This window comes from Patulibacter medicamentivorans, assembly GCF_000240225.1.
GTDB lineage: Bacteria > Actinomycetota > Thermoleophilia > Solirubrobacterales > Solirubrobacteraceae > Patulibacter > Patulibacter medicamentivorans.
In genome coordinates, this window is the sequence record NZ_AGUD01000023.1 from 1 (window position 1) to 16,243 (window position 16,243).

A 16,243-nucleotide genomic window follows, 5' to 3' on the forward strand; every position below is an offset into this window, starting at 1 on the left:
GACCGCGGGCAGCGGACCGACGGCGGGCCGCTCGGGCGCGCTCGGCCACCACGCGCAGCTGGGGGCGACGCCGGCGTCGAAGACGGCGTCCGGGGAGTAGCCGCCGCGGTCGGCGTCGCTGGTCGCGGCGAGCGCGGCGCGACCGGCGGCCAGGCGCGCGGCGCCCGGCGCGGTCTCGGTCGTCCACGGGAACGCCGCGTCGCGGCAGAGGGTGGCGATCATCGTCCCGGTGCTCAGGTGCGCGGCGGGGGCGGTCACCTCGCTGGGGTCGGTGTCGTCGTCGAGGCCGTCCAGCAGGCCGTCCTCGCGCGCCAGCCGCACCAGCGGGGCCGGGTCGCCGGTCGCCGCCCGCCGGATCGCGCCCGGCAGCGGGCCGCGCAGCAGCGGCTCGAAGTCGCCCAGGCCGATCAGCTGCAGCAGCACGTCGCCGCCGATCGTGGTCGCGACGCGACGCCCCCGGCCGTCGTCGACGCGGGCCTGGATCGGCAGCCGCTGCTGCAGGCGGGTCAGGTCGCCGCGGGGATCGGCGGTCACGCCGGCGCAGGCGCGCGACGCGCACGCCTGGGCCAGCAGCCGCGAGCCGGCGCGGGCGGTCGCGAGGCCGAACGGATCGTCGGCGGCGGCGTCGACCGGCGAGTCGAGCACCAGGCCCGAGACGCGATCGGGGTGCGCGGCGGCGTAGCGCTGCGCGGCGTAGGTCCCGTAGGAGACGCCGACCAGCAGCAGCCGGTCGTATCCGGCCGCGGCGCGGACCGCCTCGAGATCCGCGACGACGTCGCTGGTCGCATAGCGGTCGGCGGCGCCCCCGAGCCGGCGAGCGCAGGAGGCGACCGACGACGGATCGCGCAGCTCGCGGAGGCCCTGGCCGAGCTCCGGGCAGACGATCAGGTCGGACGAGCGGCCGGTCCCGCGGCTGTCGACGGTCAGCAGGTCGCGGGTCCGCAGCAGCGGCCGCAGCAGGCCGAGGACCTGGCCGTGGACCGGGGTCGCCGCCTCGCCCGGGCCGCCGGCCAGGAACAGCACGGCCTCGCGCCGGGGGACGACGCGGGTCCGTCCCGCCTGCGAGCGGCGGATCGCCAGCCGGATCTCGCCCGCGTCCGGGGCGCTGCGATCGACGGGGACGACGACCCGCGCGCACTGGGTGCGACCGGCGGCCTGCGACCCGCAGGAGCGGAAGGCTGGTCCCGGGCTCGGCGCGGCGGTCGCGGTCGGGGCGAGGGCGAGCAGCAGCGCCGTCAGGGCGGCGCCGAGGACGGGACGGGGCACCGGCCGCAGCCTACCGGCGCCGGGCTGGCGCGCCAACGCTCCGGACGAACGGCCGCCGCCGGCGGAAGCCGGCCGCTGCCCCGGGTATCGTCGGCCGACCCCGTCGTCCTCTCTTCCGGAGCACCCCGTGAGCACCGCCCGCCGTTCGATCAACGCCCCCGAGGCCCCCGCCGCGATCGGCCCCTACGTCCATGCCGTGGCCGCCAACGGCCTGCTCTTCTGCTCCGGGCAGATCCCGCTCGACCCGGCGACCGGCGAGCTGGTCGGCAGCACGCCGGCCGAGCAGGCGGAGCAGTGCCTGAGCAACCTGCAGGCGGTGGTCGCCGCGGCGGGCGCGACGCTCGCCGACGCGGCCCGGGTGACGGTCTACCTGACCGACATGGGGGCGTTCGCCGAGGTCAACGAGGTCTACGGCCGGTTCTTCGCCGACGACCCGCCCGCCCGGGTGGCGATCGGGGTCTCCGCGCTGCCCAAGGGCGCCCAGGTCGAGCTGGACGCCGTCGTCGTCCTGCCGTAGCGGCGCTCCGGACCAGGACGATGAACGCGGCACCCGACCCGTGGGAGGTCGTCGACGACGACCGTCGCGCGCGGGCGGCGGCCGCGATCGCCGACGTCGTGCGGCCGACGCCGGTGCTCAGCTCGCGCGGGCTCTCCGAGCGGTTCGGCGGCCCGGTCGTGCTCAAGGCCGAGAACCTCCAGCGGACCGGCTCCTTCAAGCTGCGGGGCGCGCTGGCGAAGGTCGCCGCGCTCGGCGACGACGCGGCGGCCGGGGTGGTCGCGGGCAGCGCGGGCAACCACGCCCAGGCCGTGGCCTACGCCGCGCGCGAGCGGGGCGTGCCGTGCGAGGTCTTCATGCCCGAGGGCGCGCCGATCGCCAAGCTCGAGGCCTGCGCCGGGCTCGGCGCCCGGGTCCATCGCGGCGGCGCGTCGGTGATCGAGGCGGTCGTCGCCGCCCGCGAGCGCGCGGCGGCGACGGGGATGGCGTTCGTCCACCCCTTCGACGACCCGGACGTGATCGCCGGCCAGGCGACCGTCGGGGCGGAGCTGCTGGAGCAGGTCCCGGACCTGGCCCAGGTGATCGTGCCGCTCGGCGGCGGCGGGCTCGCCTGCGGGATCGCGCTGGCGGTCAAGCGGGTGCGACCGGAGGTGCGCGTGCTCGGCGTCCAGGCCGCGGTCTGCGCGCCGTACCTGCGTACCCGCGGCCGGGAGCCCGCGGCGCCCGCGCCGACGACCGTCCGGGCGCCCACGATCGCCGACGGGATCGCGGTCAAGCAGCCGGGGGCGGTGACGCTGCCGCTGGTCGAGGCGCTGCTCGACGACGTGGTCGCGGTCGACGAGGACGCGATCGCCGAGGCGATGATGACGCTGCTGGAGCGGGCGAAGCTCGTGGTCGAGGGGGCGGGCGCGGTGTCGGTCGCGGCGGCGCGACCGGGGCTGACGGCGCCGCCCGCCGCCGGCACGACGGTGCTGGTGCTCTCCGGCGGCAACGTCGACCCGGGGCTGGTGGCCGCGGTCGCGCGCCGGCACGAGAGCGTGGTCGGGCGACGGCTCGTGCTGCTGACGGTGATCAGCGACCGCCCGGGGTCACTGGCGCGGCTGCTGACCGAGGTCGGAGGGACCGGCGCCAACCTGGTCGAGGTCCAGCACGTGCGCGACGGGCTCGAGCTGCACGTGCGCGAGACCGGCGTCCAGCTGGTGCTGGAGACGCGCGGGCCGCAGCACGCGCAGGCGGTTCGCGCGGCGCTGGAGCAGGCCGGCTACCCGGTCCGCGGACTGGGGTAGCCGTATGGTAATTGCCATACGATCTTGTATTGCAAAAGCCATACACGACGACTAGGCTGGCGACGTGCCCGTCCTGCGGCCCTTCCCGTTCGAGACGCCGATCGCGCCCGAGTCGCTGATCGACCGCCGCGACGAGCTCGAGCGCCTGCACCTGTCGGCGGCCGATCGGGCGCACGTCCGGCTCGCGGGGCCGCGGCGCTTCGGCAAGACCTCGCTGCTGCTGGCCCACGCCAGCCGCCTGCGCGAGACGGGCTGGCGCACGGTCCACGTCGACCTCTACGGCGTGACGTCGCTGGCCGAGGTCTGCGGCCGGATCGCGACCGCCTACCGCGGGCTCCGCGACCAGCGCGTCAGCGGCCACCTCGACGCGCTCGGCTCGCGGCTCGGGCTGACCCTGACGCCCGCCGGGCCCGGGATCTCGCTGGCGCCGTCGGGCCGCCGCGACACCGCCGACGCCGCGCTGGCGGCCGCCGCCGAGCTGCTCGACCTGCCGGTCCGACTGCACGAGCGCGACGGCACGCCGACGCTGGTGGTCTTCGACGAGTTCCAGGACCTGCTCTCGGCCGGGTCGCGGCTCGACGGCCTGCTGCGCTCGCACGTCCAGTACCACGGCGACGCCGCGGTCTACGTCTACGCCGGCTCGCATCCGTCGCTGATGCGGGCGCTGTTCGCCGATCGCGAGCGGCCGCTCTACGGGCAGGCCGAGCCGCTCGAGCTGGGGACGCTGCCGCTCGACGAGGTGGTCGACGAGCTGCACGAGCGCTTCGCCGAGCTGGAGGAGGAGCCGGGCGAGGCGCTCGGCCTGCTGGTGACCGCGGCCGCCGGCCATCCCCAGCGGACGATGCTGCTGGCGCACCTGCTGCACCGCGAGCTGCAGCTGGGCGCGGTCGGCGACGCGGCGCTGGCGGAGACGGTCCTCGCCCGGGCGCTGGGGCAGACGGCCGAGGCCCACCAGGCGGTCTGGGACGGCCTGGCCGCCGGGCGCAAGGCGGTGCTGGCGGCGCTGGCCGACGGCGTCGCCCCGACCGGGACCCGGGCGGCCGAGCGCCACGGCGTCGCCCGCGCCACCCTCCAGTCCGCGCTGCGCGAGCTCGGGGCGGAGGGCCAGCACGTGGTCCGCGACGAGCGCGGCTGGCGGTTCGTCGACCCGCTGCTCGGGCGCTGGGTGGCCCGGCGCGGCCTCGCCGGCGACTGACCGCCGCCCGGCGTGCCTCAGCCGCCGGCGCGCACGGCGTCGATGCCCTCGGCGCCGAGGACCTCCATCACCGTGTCGCGGTGGTCGCCCTGCAGCTCGATCACGCCGTCCTTGGCCGAGCCGCCGACGCCGCAGCGCTTCTTCAACCGGCCGGCCAGCGCGCGCAGGCCGTCGTCGTCGAGCGGGACGCCCGAGACGGTGGTGACGGTCTTGCCGCGACGGCCCGACGTCTCGCGCCGGACCTTGGCGCGTCCGCCGGTCGCGGGCGGTCGCGCCGGCGAGGCAGCGCGACCGCGCCGGCGCAGGTCGCCGTCGTCGCTGGACCAGACCACGTTCGAGTCGCCGCGGGGCATGCTCGGGACGGTAGCGTCCCGAGCATGGCCCTGAACGAGAAGCCCACGGTCGAGATCCCGGCCGACACGCCGCCGTCGTACCAGCTCGAGCTCGAGGATCTGGTGGTCGGCGACGGCGAGGAGGCCGCCAAGGGCCACGTCGTCGAGGTCCACTACGTCGGCGTCGCCTGGTCCGACGGCAAGCAGTTCGACGCGTCGTGGGACCGCGGCGACAGCTTCAAGTTCCCGCTCGGCCGCGGCCAGGTCATCCAGGGCTGGGACGAGGGCGTCGCCGGGATGAAGGTCGGCGGTCGCCGCCGGATCACCATCCCGCCGCTGCTCGGCTACGGCAAGCGCGGCGCCGGCGGCGTGATCAAGCCCGACGAGACGCTGGTCTTCGTGGTCGACCTGCTCGGAGTGAAGTAGCGGCGTTCACCCGCGGCGTCAGGACAACGTCATCGGCAGCGAGCGGACGCCGTTGACGAAGTTGCCGACCAGCGGGTCCGGCTCGCCGACGTCCAGCTGCGGGAAGCGCCCGAGCAGCTCGCCGAAGAGCGCCCGCAGCTGGACCTTGGCGAGCGGCGCTCCCAGGCAGTAGTGCGCCCCGCCGCCGCCGAAGCCGAGGTGGCGGTTGGGGGTGCGGGCGACGTCGAAGCGGTCGGGGTCGGCGAACGCCCGCTCGTCGCGATTGCCCGAGGGATAGACGAGCACGACCTTGTCGCCAGCGGCGATCGGCTGTCCGGCGATCTCGGTGTCGCGGGTCGCGGTCCGGCGGAAGGTCATCACCGGGCTGGCCCAGCGGACGAACTCCTCGACGCCGGTCTCGAGGCGGCCGTCGAGGTCCTCCAGCAGCAGGGCGCGCTGGTCGGGGTTGCGGGCGATCGCCGCCATCGCGTGCGAGCTGGTGTGGCGGGTGGTGTCGTTGCCGGCCACGCTCAGCAGCACGAAGAAGGCCGCGATCTCCTCGGTCCGCAGCCGCTCGCCGTCGATCTCGGCGTGGACCAGCTGGCTGAGCAGGTCGTCGGTCGGGGTCCCGCGACGCTCCTCGGCCAGGGCGATGCAGGCCTGGTGGAGCGTGAACAGCGCCTCGCCGACGACCGCGATCGGGTCGCGCCCGTCGAGGTAGACCGGGTCGTTCCACGAGACCATCGCGTCGCTGTGGTGGACCAGGCGCTCGCGGTCGGCCTCGGGCACGCCGAGCATCCGCATGATCGTCATCTCGGGCAGCCGCTTGGCGACCAGCGCCACGAAGTCGCCGTCGCCGTGCTCGGCCAGCTCGTCGACGATCTGGCGCGCGTCGCGGCGCACGCCCTCCTCGAGCAGCTTGACCGTCTTGGGCGTGAAGCCCTTGGCGATCAGGCCGCGGACGGCGGCGTGGCGGGGGTCGTCCATCGCCAGGATCGAGAGCGCCGCGTCGAGGAACTCCTGGGGCGCGTCCTCGAGCATCACGCCCTTGCCGGAGCAGAACGTCTTCGCGTCGCGCGAGACGGCGCGGATGTCCTCGTAGCGGGTGAGCGCCCAGTAGGGGCCGGTCAGCTCGCCGCCGATCTCGACCAGGAACCCCTCCGGCTGGCGCTGCCGCGAGACCGGATCCTCGTCGCGCAGCCGCCGGAAGGCGGCCTCGCGGTCGGCGAGCGGCGCGGCCCAGAACTCCTGGGCCGAGATGTCGGCGATCGGGTTGGCGACGGTGTCGGTGCTGCCCATGCTGGCTCCTCCCTCGGTGGAGGACAGCATGTCGGACATAGTGTCCGAGTGTCAAGTCGCCGGAGATCGATGAGTTCCCCCGGACGTGGCAGTCTCAACGGCCATGAGCGATTCCACCATCACCCCCACCACCCTCCACAACCTCGGCGTGGCGATGTTCACCGTCGCCGACCAGGACGCGGCGCTGGCCTTCTACACCGAGAAGCTCGGGTTCGAGGTCCGCGCCGACGTCTCGTTCGGCGAGGACGGCGCCTACCGCTGGCTCGAGGTCGCGCCGCCCGGCTCGACCGCGCGCCTGGCGCTCAACGCGCCGATGAACAGCACGCCCGGCGGCGGCTCGATCGGCGTCGAGACGACGGACCTGAACGCCGAGCACGCCCGGCTGACGGCGATCGGCGGCGTCGACGTCGACGCGGCGCCGATGGACGCCCCCGGCGCGCCGCGGATGTTCGCCCTGCGCGACCCGGACGGCAACTACCTGTGGGTCGTCGAGACGCCGGCCGCCTAGCGCGACCGGCGGATCCGCCGCCCCGGCACCGGGGCGGCGGGCCCGGAAGGGCTACAGCGGCGTGACGTAGGCCCCGCTGATGCCGCCGTCGACCAGGAAGGTGGCGGCGTTGACGAAGCTCGACTCGTCCGAGGCGAGGAACAGGACGGCGTTGGCGATCTCGCGGGCGCGGGCGAAGCGCCCCATCGGCACGTGGACCAGGCGCCGCTGGGCGGCCTCGGCGTCCTTGGCGAACAGCTCCTGCAGCAGCGGGGTGTCGACCGGGCCGGGGCAGAGGGCGTTGACCCGCACGCCCTGGCGCGCGTACTGGACGCCCAGCTCGCGGCTCATCGCCAGCACCCCGCCCTTGGATGCCGAGTAGCTGATCTGCGACGTCGCGGCGCCCATCACGGCGACGAACGAGGCGGTGTTGACGATCGATCCGCCGCCGGTCTCCAGCAGGTGGGGGAGCCCGTGCTTGCAGCCCAGGTAGACCGACTTCAGGTTGACGTCCTGGACCCGCTGCCAGGCGTCCTCCTCGGTCTCCAGGATGCCGGCGTCGTCGGGCGGCGAGATCCCCGCGTTGTGGAACAGCACGTCGATCGTGCCGAACGCGTCGCGGACCTGCTGGTAGGCGTCGCGGACCCCGTCGGAGGCGGTCACGTCGCCCGAGATCGCCAGGTCGACGCCGGGGATCTCGGCCGCGAGGTCGAAGCCGACGACCGTCGCGCCCTGCTCGCGGAAGACCCGGCAGGTCTCGGCGCCGATGCCCGACGCGGCGCCGGTGACGATCGCGACCTTGCCCTCCAGGCGGCCGGGGTGGGAGGTGGCGGCGACGGTCGGCGTGGGGGTGGTGTCGCTCACGCGGACTCCTCGGTGTGGTGGTAGACGGTCTTCAGCTCGGTGTAGGCCTCGAGCGCGTGCGGGCCGAGCTCGCGCCCGATCCCCGACTGCTTGAAGCCGCCGAAGGGGGTCGCCACCCGCACCGAGCTGTTGGAGTTGATCGAGACCACGCCGGTCTCGATCGCGCGGGCGACGCGCAGCGCGCGGGCGCCGTTCTCGGTCCAGATCGAGCCGGAGAGCCCGTAGATCGAGTCGTTGGCCAGGCGGATGGCGTCGGCCTCGTCGTCGAACGGCAGCACGGCCACGACCGGGCCGAAGATCTCCTCGCGGGCGGCGCGGTCGGCCGGGTCGACGGGGGCCAGGACGGTCGGCGGGAACCAGAAGCCGGGGCCGTCGGGGGCGCTGCCGTGGAAGGCCACCGGGGCGTCGTCGGGAACGAACGACGCGACCCCGTCGCGGTGCGCGGCGCTGATCAGCGGGCCCATCACGTTGCGCTCGTCGAGCGGGTCGCCGACGCGGTAGCCGGTGACGTGCGGCTCCAGCAGCTCCAGGAAGCGGTCGACCACCGAGCGCTGGACGAGGATCCGCGAGCGCGCGCAGCAGTCCTGGCCGGCGTTGTCGAAGACGGCGCCGGGAGCGGCCGCGGCGGCCGCCTCGAGGTCGGCGTCGGCGAAGATCACGTTCGCCGACTTGCCGCCCAGCTCGAGGGTCACGCGCTTGATCGCGTCGGCCGCCGCGCGCTGGATCCCGGCCCCGACCGCGGTCGATCCGGTGAAGGCGATCTTGGCCACGTCCGGATGCTCGACCAGCCGCTGGCCGACCGTCCGGCCGGGACCGGAGACGACCTGCAGGACGCCCTCGGGGATCCCGGCCCGCAGCGCGATCCGCTCCAGCTCGATCGCGGTCAGCGGCGTCAGCTCGGCCGGCTTGAGGATCGCGCAGTTGCCGCCGGCCAGCGCCGGGGCGAGCTTCCAGGCGGCGATCGGGAGCGGGAAGTTCCAGGGGGTGATCAGGCCGACCACGCCGAGCGGCTCGCGGAAGGTCATCGCGATCCCGCCGGCGACGGGGATCGTCGAACCGAGCAGGCGCTCGATGCCGCCGGCCATGTAGCGGAAGGTCGCCGCCGCGAGGCCGATCTCGCCGCGGGCGCTGGCGATCGGGTGGCCGGCGTTGCGGGCCTCCAGCTGGGCCAGTGGCTCCAGCTCGGCCTCGATCGCGTCGGCCAGCCGCAGCAGCAGGCGGGTGCGGTCGGACGGGCTGACGGCGCGCCAGGCGGGGTAGGCCGCGCGGGCGCGGGCGACCGCGGCGTCGAGGTCGTCGGGCGTGGCCGAGGGGATCTCGGCCAGCGTGGCGCCGGTGGCCGGCTCGAGGACGGCGTGGGTGCTCAACGCGTCTCCTGGGGGTCGTGGATGGAAGCATCGGCGCGCGCGGCGGGCGGTCCGGGGGCGGTGCCGGCGGCGTCGGCCGCCGCCCGCACGAGCGCCTCGAACAGGCGGCTCGCGGGGTCGCCCTCGGGGTGCCACTGGACGGCCAGGCAGAACCGCCGGGCAGGGCGCTCGATCGCCTCGACCACGCCGTCGTCGGCGCGGCCGGTGACCGTCCAGCCGTCGGCCACGCGGTCGAGCGCCTGGTGGTGGTGCGAGCGGACCTCGACCGTCTCGGCGGCCGAGGCGCGCGCCGCCAGCGAGCCGGGGGCCAGCGCGACCGGATGGGCGTTGCGCTCGTCGAGGGTGCCGGGCACGCGGCGGTGCTCGTCGCTGCCGAGCGTGTCGGGCAGGTGCTGGTGCAGGGTCCCGCCGTCGGCGGCGTTGACGATCTGCATCCCGCGGCAGATCGCCAGCAGCGGCAGGTCGCGCGCCTGCGCCTCGCGGGCCAGCGCGACCTCGAACGCGTCGCGCTCGGCGTCGCCCGGGTCGCTGTGGGGATCGCGGGCGGCGTCGTAGGTGGCGGGATCGAGGTCGATCCCGCCGGTCAGGACGAGGCCGTCGAGGCCGTCCAGCAGCGGACCGGGGTCCTCGCTGTCCCGCGGGTCGACCGGCAGCAGCACCACGCGGCCGCCGGCGCGCTGGATCGCGGCCACGTAGTTGGAGGGCACGAAGTGCGCCGGCTGCTGCCAGGCGGCGCCGTGGCGGATCGGCTCGTGGGCGGCGGTGACGCCGATGGCGGGGCGACGGGGCATGCTCCGATTACAGCTGCTCGGGGGCGGGCGGGAACGACATCGGGGCTCCGCGGCGGACAGGCACCTCGGCCGTCCCTACAGCCGCTCGAAGCCGCGGAACCGCTCCCAGTCGGTCACCGCCGACTCGAAGGCGTCCAGCTCGATGCGGGCGTAGTTGGCGTAGTGGTCGACCACGTCCTGCCCGAACGCCTCGCGCGCCAGGTCGCTGGCGAGGAACCGCTCGCGGGCGTCGGTCAGCGTCGTCGGCACCTTCGGCACGTCGGCCGTGTAGGCGTTGCCCTGCAGCGGCGGGCCCAGCTCCAGCTCGCGGTCGATCCCGTCGAGGCCGGCGGCGATCGTCGCGGCCAGCGCCAGGTACGGGTTGACGTCGGCGCCCGGCACGCGGTTCTCGACCCGCAGCCCCTCGCCGTGGCCGACGACCCGCAGCGCGCAGGTGCGGTTGTCCTCGCCCCAGGCGACGGCGGTCGGGGCGAAGCTGGCCGACGCGTAGCGCTTGTACGAGTTGACGTTCGGCGCGAAGAGCAGCGTCAGCTCCTGCAGGTGCGCCTGCTGGCCCGCGACGAAGCGCTCGAAGAGGGTGCGGTCGGCGCCGAAGGCGTTGCTGCCGGTCATGGCGTCGGCGAGCGAGACGTGGATGTGGCAGCTGTTGCCCTCGCGCTCGTCGAACTTCGCCATGAAGGTGATCGCGTGGTCCTCCTGGGCGGCGATCTCCTTGGCGCCGTTCTTGTAGATCGAGTGCTGGTCGGCGGTCGTCAGCGCGTCGCCGTAGCGGATGTTGATCTCGTGCTGGCCCAGGTTGCACTCGCCCTTGGAGTCCTCGACCGGCAGGCCGGCGGCGAGCATCTCGTTGCGGATCCGGCGCAGCAGCGGCTCGACCCGGGCGGTCCCCAGCAGCGAGTAGTCGACGTTGTAGAGGTTCGCCGGAACGAGGTCGCGGTAGGCCTGCTTCCAGGCGTCCTCGTAGCCGGTCCGGAAGACCATGAACTCCAGCTCGGTGGCCGCGTTGCAGGTCCAGCCGCGCTCGGCCAGGCGGTCGAGCTGCCGGCGCAGGACCTGACGCGGCGACGCGACGACGTCCTTGCCGTCGAGCCAGCGGACGTCGGCCAGGCAGACGACCGTGCCCTCCTGCCACGGCACCGGCCGCAGGGTCGCCAGGTCGGGCTGCATCAGGAAGTCGCCGTAGCCGCGCTCCCACGAGCTCATCGCGTAGCCGCCGACGGTGTTCATCTCGACGTCGACGGCGAGCAGGTAGTTGCAGCCCTCGGCGCCGTGCTCGGCGATCTCGTCGACGAAGTGCCGGGCCACCAGGCGCTTGCCCTGGAGCCGTCCCTGCATGTCGCAGATCGCCAGCAGGACGGTGTCGACCGTCCCGTCGGCGACCTGCCCGCGAAGCTGCTCGAGCGTCAGGCTCATGCGACGTCCAACTCCTCCTCGATCTCGGTGATCGTGTGCTTCGGCCCGGTGAACCACTTGCGGGCCGAGACCGCCCACCAGATGCCGACGGTGCCGAGCACGGCCACGACCGTCAAGGGCGCGAAGTTGACGCTGCTCCAGGTGAAGGCGTCGTTCCAGGGCAGGCCGGCGTCGGCGGCCGGGATGATGAACAGCAGGCAGATGAACGCGGTCCAGAGCAGCGCGATGATGCCGACCGGGCGGTACCAGCGGCCCAGGCTCCAGTCGCCGGTCTCGAACCGGTCGCCGTGCTGCAGGCGCAGCCAGATCGGGATCGCGTACGAGATGTAGAGGCCGATGACCGCGATCGAGGTCGCCGCGGAGTAGGCGACGCCGGCCTTCTCCTTGGCCACGATCAGCGACGGGATCAGCAGGATCCAGGCGAAGACCACGACCAGGACCACGGCGTTGGCGGGGACCCGGCGGTGGGTGAGCCGCTGCCACAGCCGCGAGCCGGGCACGGCGCCGTCGCGCGAGAACGCGTAGAGCATCCGCGAGGCAGCGGTGACCGAGGCGTAGCCGCAGAACAGCTGGGCGGTCGCGGCGATGATCAGCAGCAGGCCGGAGAGGAAGCCGCTCAGCTGGGTGTCGAGGATGTAGATCACCGGCGACGGCAGCCCGGCCTTGGCGGTGGCGTCGAGGGTCGCCTGCGCCGAGTCCGGGATCGCGAACGTGACCGCCAGGATCAGCACGTAGCCGAAGACGGCCGAGACCAGGATCGTGTTGATGATCCCCTTGGCGACCGCGGTCGAGGCGTTGTGGGTCTCCTCGGACATGTGCGCCGAGGCGTCGTAGCCGGTGAACGTGTACTGGGCGTGCAGCAGGCCGAGCAGGAAGCTGAAGGTCACGCCGCCGAAGCCGACCCCGGAGTTGTCGACGGTGCTGGTGAAGACGAACGAGAAGCTCTGGTGGCTGTCGGACGCGAAGGCCAGCACGATCACGAAGACCGCCACGCCGGCCACGTGCCACCAGGCCGAGACCATGTTGATCCGCGTCACCAGGTGCGGGCCGAGCACGTTCATCAGCGCATGCAGGATCAGGATCGCGGTGAAGACGTAGAAGATCGTGTTGCGGTCGGTGCCGAGCCCGACGCCGAGCACCTCGAGCACGGCGGTCACGAAGATCGCCGCGCCGTAGTCGATCGCCGCCGTCACGGCGATCTGGCCGACGAGGTTGAACCAGCCGGTGAACCAGCCGTGGGCGGGCCTGCCGAGTCGCGAGGCGAACCAGTAGAGGCCGCCCGACGTCGGATAGGCGGACGCCAGCTCGGCCATCGCCATCCCGACGAACAGGACCATCACCGAGACCAGCGGCCAGCCCCAGGCCATCGTGATCGGGCCGCCGTTCTGGAGGCCGATCCCGTAGCTCGCCAGGCCGCCGGTCAGGATCGAGACGATCGAGAAGCTGATCGCGAAGTTCGAGAACCCGCTCAGCGACCGCTCGAGATCCTGCTTGTAGCCCAGCTCGTTGAGCCGCCGCTCGTCCGCTGAGATTGGTTGGTCCGCCGTGCTCATCCGTGCGCTCCCGGTAAAGGTCTGCAGGTCGTGCCTTTGACGGTGCGAACCTATCCTCGACCTCCCCGGATCGTCAACCGCTCGTTGTCCAAGGCGGTTTGGACGACCGGAGCAGGCGCGCGCTCAGGCGGGCGCGAGACCGGCCAGCACGTGCTCGGTGCCGGCCAGGTGGCGGCGCATCGTCCGGATCGCCGCGGCCACGTCGCCGCGCTCGATCGCCGCGACCAGCCGCAGGTGCTCGGCGTTGGAGTGCCCGAGGACCGCCTGCGGATGGGCGATGTGGGCGATCAGCTCGGTCGCGCCCGACTGGATCTCGGTCGCCTGCAGGACCAGCCGCTGGACGCCGGTCAGCTCGGCCAGGACGATGTGCAGCGCGACGTCGGCGCGGCGGTACTCGGGGAACGCCTCGGCCGCGTCCATCAGCTCGATCTGGCGGCGCATCTCGGCGATCCCGGCGATCACCGCGTCCGGCTCGGCGGCGGCCCGCTCGGCGGCCAGGCAGACCGCGCCGACCTCGAACGCCCGTCGCGCGGCGACCTGGTCGCGCCAGTCGGCCGGCAGCGGCCCGGGCTCCTGGTGGGCGGCCAGCGGCGGCCGCTCGGCGACGAAGGTCCCGCCGCCGCGCCCCCGGTGGGCGACGAGGTGGCCGGACTGGACCAGCGCGGTCAGCGCCTGGCGCAGGGTCGAGCGCGAGATGCGCAGCTGCTCGGCGAGCTCCCGCTCGGGTGGCAGCTGGCGGCCGGGCCCGAGCACGCCGAGGCGGATCGCGCTGCCCAGCCGCTCGACCGTCTCCTCGAAGGTCGTGGGGGCGTGGACGGGTGAGAGGACCGCGTCGGTGGCGTCGGCCGCCATGCCGTGAAGCTACACCGCGGGAGCACTCGTCACGGGCGCGGTGGAGCCGGCGTCCAGGGCGCCGGACGGCGGGCGCCCCGCCGAAGTATCCTGAGGGGTCTCTCCCTCCGCGTCCGGGCGGTCCGCAACCGCCGGTAGGACGAGGGTTTCCACCGTCACCGGAGCACGTCCATGGCCACCGCTTTCTCTGCCGAGCCCACCGATCCTGAGGTCCAGGAGGAGATCGTCGCACTGGTGCGCCAGTTCACCGACGAGCAGATCCTCCCCAACGCGGAGCACTTCGACGCCAAGGACGAGTGGCCCGCGGAGATCGTCGAGGGCCTCAAGGAGCTGGGCCTCTTCGGGACCACGCTGCCCGAGGAGTACGGCGGCCTCGGCCTGGACCTGTCGACCTACGCCCGGATCGCCGAGGAGCTCTCGCGCGGGTGGATCTCGGTCGCGGGCATCATCAACACCCACTTCATCGGCGCCTACCTGCTGATGAAGTTCGGCACCGACGAGCAGAAGCAGAAGTACCTGCCGCGGATGGCGACCGGCGAGCTGCGCGCCGCGTTCTCGCTGTCCGAGCCGCACTGCGGCTCGGACGTGCAGGCGATCAAGACCGCCGCGACCAAGCTCGACGACGGCCGCTACGAGATCAACGGCCAGAAGCTGTGGGTCACCAACGGCCTGATGAGCGGCCTGGTCTTCGTCCTGGTCGTGACCGACCCGACGGCGTCGCCCCGCTACAAGGGCATGACCTGCTTCATCTGCGAGAAGGAGCCGGGCGTCGAGGTCAACACCGGCGAGTACGCCGGCTTCGAGGTCCCGCCGAAGATCAAGAAGATGGGCTACAAGGGCGTGGAGTCGACGGAGCTCGTCTTCAACGGCTACAAGCTCGGCGCCGACCAGATCCTCGGGGGCGAGGAGGGCGGCCTGAACAAGGGCTTCAAGCAGATGATGGACTCGCTCGAGGTCGGTCGCGTGAACGTCGCCGCCCGCGGCGTCGGGGTCGCGCAGCGCGCCTTCGAGCTGGCGATCCGCTACGCCCAGGAGCGCGAGACGTTCGGCAAGCAGATCGCCGATCACCAGCTGGTCCAGGAGAAGCTGGCCGACATGGCCACCCGCCTCGAGGCGGCGCGCCTGCTGACCTACCGCGCCGCGCAGCTGAAGGACCAGGGCAAGCGCTCCGACACCGAGGCCGCGATGGCGAAGCTGGCCGCGTCCGAGGCCGGCCACAAGAACGCCGAGGACGCGCTGCGGATCCACGGCGGGTTCGGCTTCTCCAAGGAGTACGAGATCGAGCGGATCTACCGCGACGCCCCGCTGCTGCTGATCGGCGAGGGCACCAGCGAAATCCAGCGCCTCGGCATCGCCAAGGGGCTGCTGAAGCGCTACGCGATCTAGGTCGCGTCTGGGTCGGGGCACCTGGAGGGCTGCGGCTGGAGGGTGGGCTGCGGCTGGAAGGCGGGACGTTTCGGTCGCTGAGCGACCGGAACGTCGCAAGGCCGGAGAGGCCGCTCCAGCCTGCGGCTCTTCCCATCACGTTTCGGTCGCTGAGCGACCGGAACGTCACACGGCCGGCCGCGCCGCGTCCGACCCACGTTGGCCCTTGTCACGTTGCGGTTGGCCTGCCGACTGCGCCGCTACGCGCGGCGGAGTCCACTCGACGGGAGGAGTCGGGCGCGCAGCTGCTCGACCAACGTCAGCGGCGTTTCGGTGAGCTGGTGCCAGCCGATTCGCAGCACGGTCAGGCCGGCGGCGACCAACGCGGCGTCGCGTTGCCGGTCACGTCGTCGCCGATCGTCGCCGGCATGCCAGCGCTCGCCATCGGCCTCGACCACCAGCCCGGCGTCGGGCCAGAGGAAGTCGACCTCGAATCCGAGCACGATCTCGTTGACCAACGGCAGCGGCAGACCGTGCTCGCGGACCAGCGTCAGCAGCTGCCGCTCGAACTCGCTGGCAGTCCGGTGCATCGACGGATCGTCGACGGCATCGACGGCCTGGAGCAGCCGGGTTCGTCCCGGTCGTCGCGAAGCCTCGACCTCGTGGCGCAGGCTCCGCAGGTCGATGCGGTGGCTGACCAGGCCCTCACGGACGGCACCCCGCAGCGCGGAGGGTCCCAGCTGGGGCGCCAGATCGGCGAGGGTCCGTGCGGCGTCGGTCGTCAGCAGGCCAGTGCAGTCACGGACGGTCGGGACGGAAGCCTCGGCGTGATGGACCCGAACGCCGGGTCGCGAGCGCCTTCGGGCGCCGGTGACCGTGACCTCGACGATTCGCGGCGGCCTGGGAAGCAGCCCGAGGAGGAATCCGGCGGCGACGTGGCTGATGGGATGCGCGACGCCGAGCGCCAGGTGGGCCGCCCAGGCGCTGGCGGCGAACCCCGGCTGCACCGGACCGACGACGTAGACGCCCCGGTGGCGCCGCGTCAGCTGGCCGTTCGCGGCGAGACGCGAGGCCGTTCGGGTGCTGAAGCCGGCCGCGTGAAGCTGCGCCAGGCTGACGAGGCCGGACTGCGCCTGGGCGGTCCGGCAGAGCCGGTTCCAGCGGTGGGCGGCGGCGGACACGGGTGCAGCCTTGCGCGACGCAGTCCTGGGTCGAGCGGTTGGCACCGGATCGGCACGAAGCTGACGTACCCGAGGCACGCGTCGAGTCCGA

General features: G+C 73.7%; 16 protein-coding genes. 6 read left to right on the forward strand and 10 right to left on the reverse strand.

All coding sequences use genetic code 11. The features are described 5' to 3' along the window. Positions 1–1,266, reverse strand: a 1,266-nt coding sequence (locus tag PAI11_RS03345; protein WP_040598042.1) for an alpha/beta fold hydrolase, incomplete at its 3' end; no start/stop codon positions are given. 127 nt (positions 1,267–1,393) lie between these two features. On the opposite strand from PAI11_RS03345, the gene PAI11_RS03350 reads away from it, so the two are divergent. The 3 genes from PAI11_RS03350 to PAI11_RS03360 all read left to right on the forward strand — a co-directional run bounded on the left by PAI11_RS03350 (position 1,394) and on the right by PAI11_RS03360 (position 4,243). Then, on the forward strand, positions 1,394–1,783 hold the full coding sequence (locus PAI11_RS03350) for a Rid family detoxifying hydrolase (RefSeq protein ID WP_007570840.1): 390 nt from the start codon (positions 1,394–1,396) through the stop codon (positions 1,781–1,783). Positions 1,784–1,803: 20 nt separating this feature from the next. After that, on the forward strand, positions 1,804–3,048 hold the full coding sequence (locus PAI11_RS03355) for a threonine ammonia-lyase (protein ID WP_007570842.1): 1,245 nt from the start codon (positions 1,804–1,806) through the stop codon (positions 3,046–3,048). Between the two features lie 64 nt (positions 3,049–3,112). Further along, the gene (locus tag PAI11_RS03360; protein ID WP_007570844.1) at positions 3,113–4,243 is read left to right on the forward strand and encodes an ATP-binding protein; all 1,131 of its coding nucleotides are present in this window, start codon (positions 3,113–3,115) and stop codon (positions 4,241–4,243) included. A gap of 17 nt (positions 4,244–4,260) precedes the next feature. Here the strand turns inward: PAI11_RS03360 and PAI11_RS03365 are convergent, their stop codons facing one another. Beyond that, positions 4,261–4,596: a translation initiation factor gene (locus tag PAI11_RS03365; RefSeq protein WP_007570845.1), complete on the reverse strand. Its 336-nt coding sequence runs from the start codon at positions 4,594–4,596 to the stop codon at positions 4,261–4,263. Between the two features lie 24 nt (positions 4,597–4,620). On the opposite strand from PAI11_RS03365, the gene PAI11_RS03370 reads away from it, so the two are divergent. Further along, positions 4,621–5,001 carry an FKBP-type peptidyl-prolyl cis-trans isomerase gene (locus PAI11_RS03370; RefSeq protein WP_007570846.1) on the forward strand — a complete coding sequence of 127 codons (381 nt, stop codon included), beginning with the start codon at positions 4,621–4,623 and terminating at the stop codon, positions 4,999–5,001. A gap of 18 nt (positions 5,002–5,019) precedes the next feature. Here the strand turns inward: PAI11_RS03370 and PAI11_RS03375 are convergent, their stop codons facing one another. Then, positions 5,020–6,279 carry a cytochrome P450 gene (locus PAI11_RS03375; protein WP_007570847.1) on the reverse strand — a complete coding sequence of 420 codons (1,260 nt, stop codon included), beginning with the start codon at positions 6,277–6,279 and terminating at the stop codon, positions 5,020–5,022. Positions 6,280–6,382: 103 nt separating this feature from the next. Between PAI11_RS03375 and PAI11_RS03380 the strand changes: the two genes are divergently transcribed. Continuing rightward, complete coding sequence (locus tag PAI11_RS03380) at positions 6,383–6,787, forward strand: VOC family protein (protein ID WP_007570848.1); 405 nt, start codon at positions 6,383–6,385, stop codon at positions 6,785–6,787. A 51-nt stretch (positions 6,788–6,838) separates the two neighbouring features. Here PAI11_RS03380 and PAI11_RS03385 read toward each other — a convergent pair whose 3' ends face one another. The 6 genes from PAI11_RS03385 to PAI11_RS03410 all read right to left on the reverse strand — a co-directional run bounded on the left by PAI11_RS03385 (position 6,839) and on the right by PAI11_RS03410 (position 13,606). Continuing rightward, positions 6,839–7,630 carry an SDR family oxidoreductase gene (locus tag PAI11_RS03385; protein ID WP_007570849.1) on the reverse strand — a complete coding sequence of 264 codons (792 nt, stop codon included), beginning with the start codon at positions 7,628–7,630 and terminating at the stop codon, positions 6,839–6,841. Beyond that, on the reverse strand, positions 7,627–8,997 hold the full coding sequence (locus PAI11_RS03390; RefSeq protein WP_007570850.1) for an aldehyde dehydrogenase family protein: 1,371 nt from the start codon (positions 8,995–8,997) through the stop codon (positions 7,627–7,629). The genes PAI11_RS03385 and PAI11_RS03390 overlap by 4 nt, the downstream gene beginning before the upstream one ends. Then, positions 8,994–9,788: a gamma-glutamyl-gamma-aminobutyrate hydrolase family protein gene (locus PAI11_RS03395; RefSeq protein WP_007570851.1), complete on the reverse strand. Its 795-nt coding sequence runs from the start codon at positions 9,786–9,788 to the stop codon at positions 8,994–8,996. The genes PAI11_RS03390 and PAI11_RS03395 overlap by 4 nt, the downstream gene beginning before the upstream one ends. Positions 9,789–9,863: 75 nt before the next feature. After that, entirely contained in the window at positions 9,864–11,201 is a 1,338-nt protein-coding gene (locus tag PAI11_RS03400; protein WP_007570852.1) for a glutamine synthetase family protein, read from the reverse strand. After that, positions 11,198–12,754, reverse strand: coding sequence for an amino acid permease (locus PAI11_RS03405; RefSeq protein WP_007570853.1), 1,557 nt, complete (start codon positions 12,752–12,754; stop codon positions 11,198–11,200). The genes PAI11_RS03400 and PAI11_RS03405 overlap by 4 nt, the downstream gene beginning before the upstream one ends. A gap of 123 nt (positions 12,755–12,877) precedes the next feature. After that, positions 12,878–13,606: a FadR/GntR family transcriptional regulator gene (locus PAI11_RS03410; RefSeq protein ID WP_007570854.1), complete on the reverse strand. Its 729-nt coding sequence runs from the start codon at positions 13,604–13,606 to the stop codon at positions 12,878–12,880. Between the two features lie 171 nt (positions 13,607–13,777). Here PAI11_RS03410 and PAI11_RS03415 point away from each other — a divergent pair, with 171 nt between their 5' ends. Beyond that, positions 13,778–14,992 carry an acyl-CoA dehydrogenase family protein gene (locus PAI11_RS03415; RefSeq protein ID WP_040598046.1) on the forward strand — a complete coding sequence of 405 codons (1,215 nt, stop codon included), beginning with the start codon at positions 13,778–13,780 and terminating at the stop codon, positions 14,990–14,992. Positions 14,993–15,231: 239 nt separating this feature from the next. On the opposite strand, the gene PAI11_RS03425 is transcribed toward PAI11_RS03415, so the two are convergent. Next, a complete protein-coding gene (locus PAI11_RS03425) occupies positions 15,232–16,152 on the reverse strand; it encodes a type IV toxin-antitoxin system AbiEi family antitoxin domain-containing protein (protein WP_040598050.1) in 921 nt (306 codons plus the stop codon). Positions 16,153–16,243 lie beyond the last annotated feature (91 nt).

Excerpts from the sequence above, each read along its gene's own strand:
- PAI11_RS03415 (WP_040598046.1), top strand. The coding sequence starts at position 13,778 with ATGGCCACCGCTTTCTCTGCCGAGCCCACCGATCCTGAGGTCCAGGAG.
- PAI11_RS03355 (WP_007570842.1), top strand. The coding sequence starts at position 1,804 with ATGAACGCGGCACCCGACCCGTGGGAGGTCGTCGACGACGACCGTCGC.
- PAI11_RS03400 (WP_007570852.1), bottom strand. The coding sequence starts at position 11,201 with ATGAGCCTGACGCTCGAGCAGCTTCGCGGGCAGGTCGCCGACGGGACG.
- PAI11_RS03375 (WP_007570847.1), bottom strand. The coding sequence starts at position 6,279 with ATGGGCAGCACCGACACCGTCGCCAACCCGATCGCCGACATCTCGGCC.
- PAI11_RS03380 (WP_007570848.1), top strand. The coding sequence starts at position 6,383 with ATGAGCGATTCCACCATCACCCCCACCACCCTCCACAACCTCGGCGTG.
- PAI11_RS03410 (WP_007570854.1), bottom strand. The coding sequence starts at position 13,606 with ATGGCGGCCGACGCCACCGACGCGGTCCTCTCACCCGTCCACGCCCCC.
- PAI11_RS03370 (WP_007570846.1), top strand. The coding sequence starts at position 4,621 with ATGGCCCTGAACGAGAAGCCCACGGTCGAGATCCCGGCCGACACGCCG.
- PAI11_RS03365 (WP_007570845.1), bottom strand. The coding sequence starts at position 4,596 with ATGCCCCGCGGCGACTCGAACGTGGTCTGGTCCAGCGACGACGGCGAC.
- PAI11_RS03395 (WP_007570851.1), bottom strand. The coding sequence starts at position 9,788 with ATGCCCCGTCGCCCCGCCATCGGCGTCACCGCCGCCCACGAGCCGATC.
- PAI11_RS03405 (WP_007570853.1), bottom strand. The coding sequence starts at position 12,754 with ATGAGCACGGCGGACCAACCAATCTCAGCGGACGAGCGGCGGCTCAAC.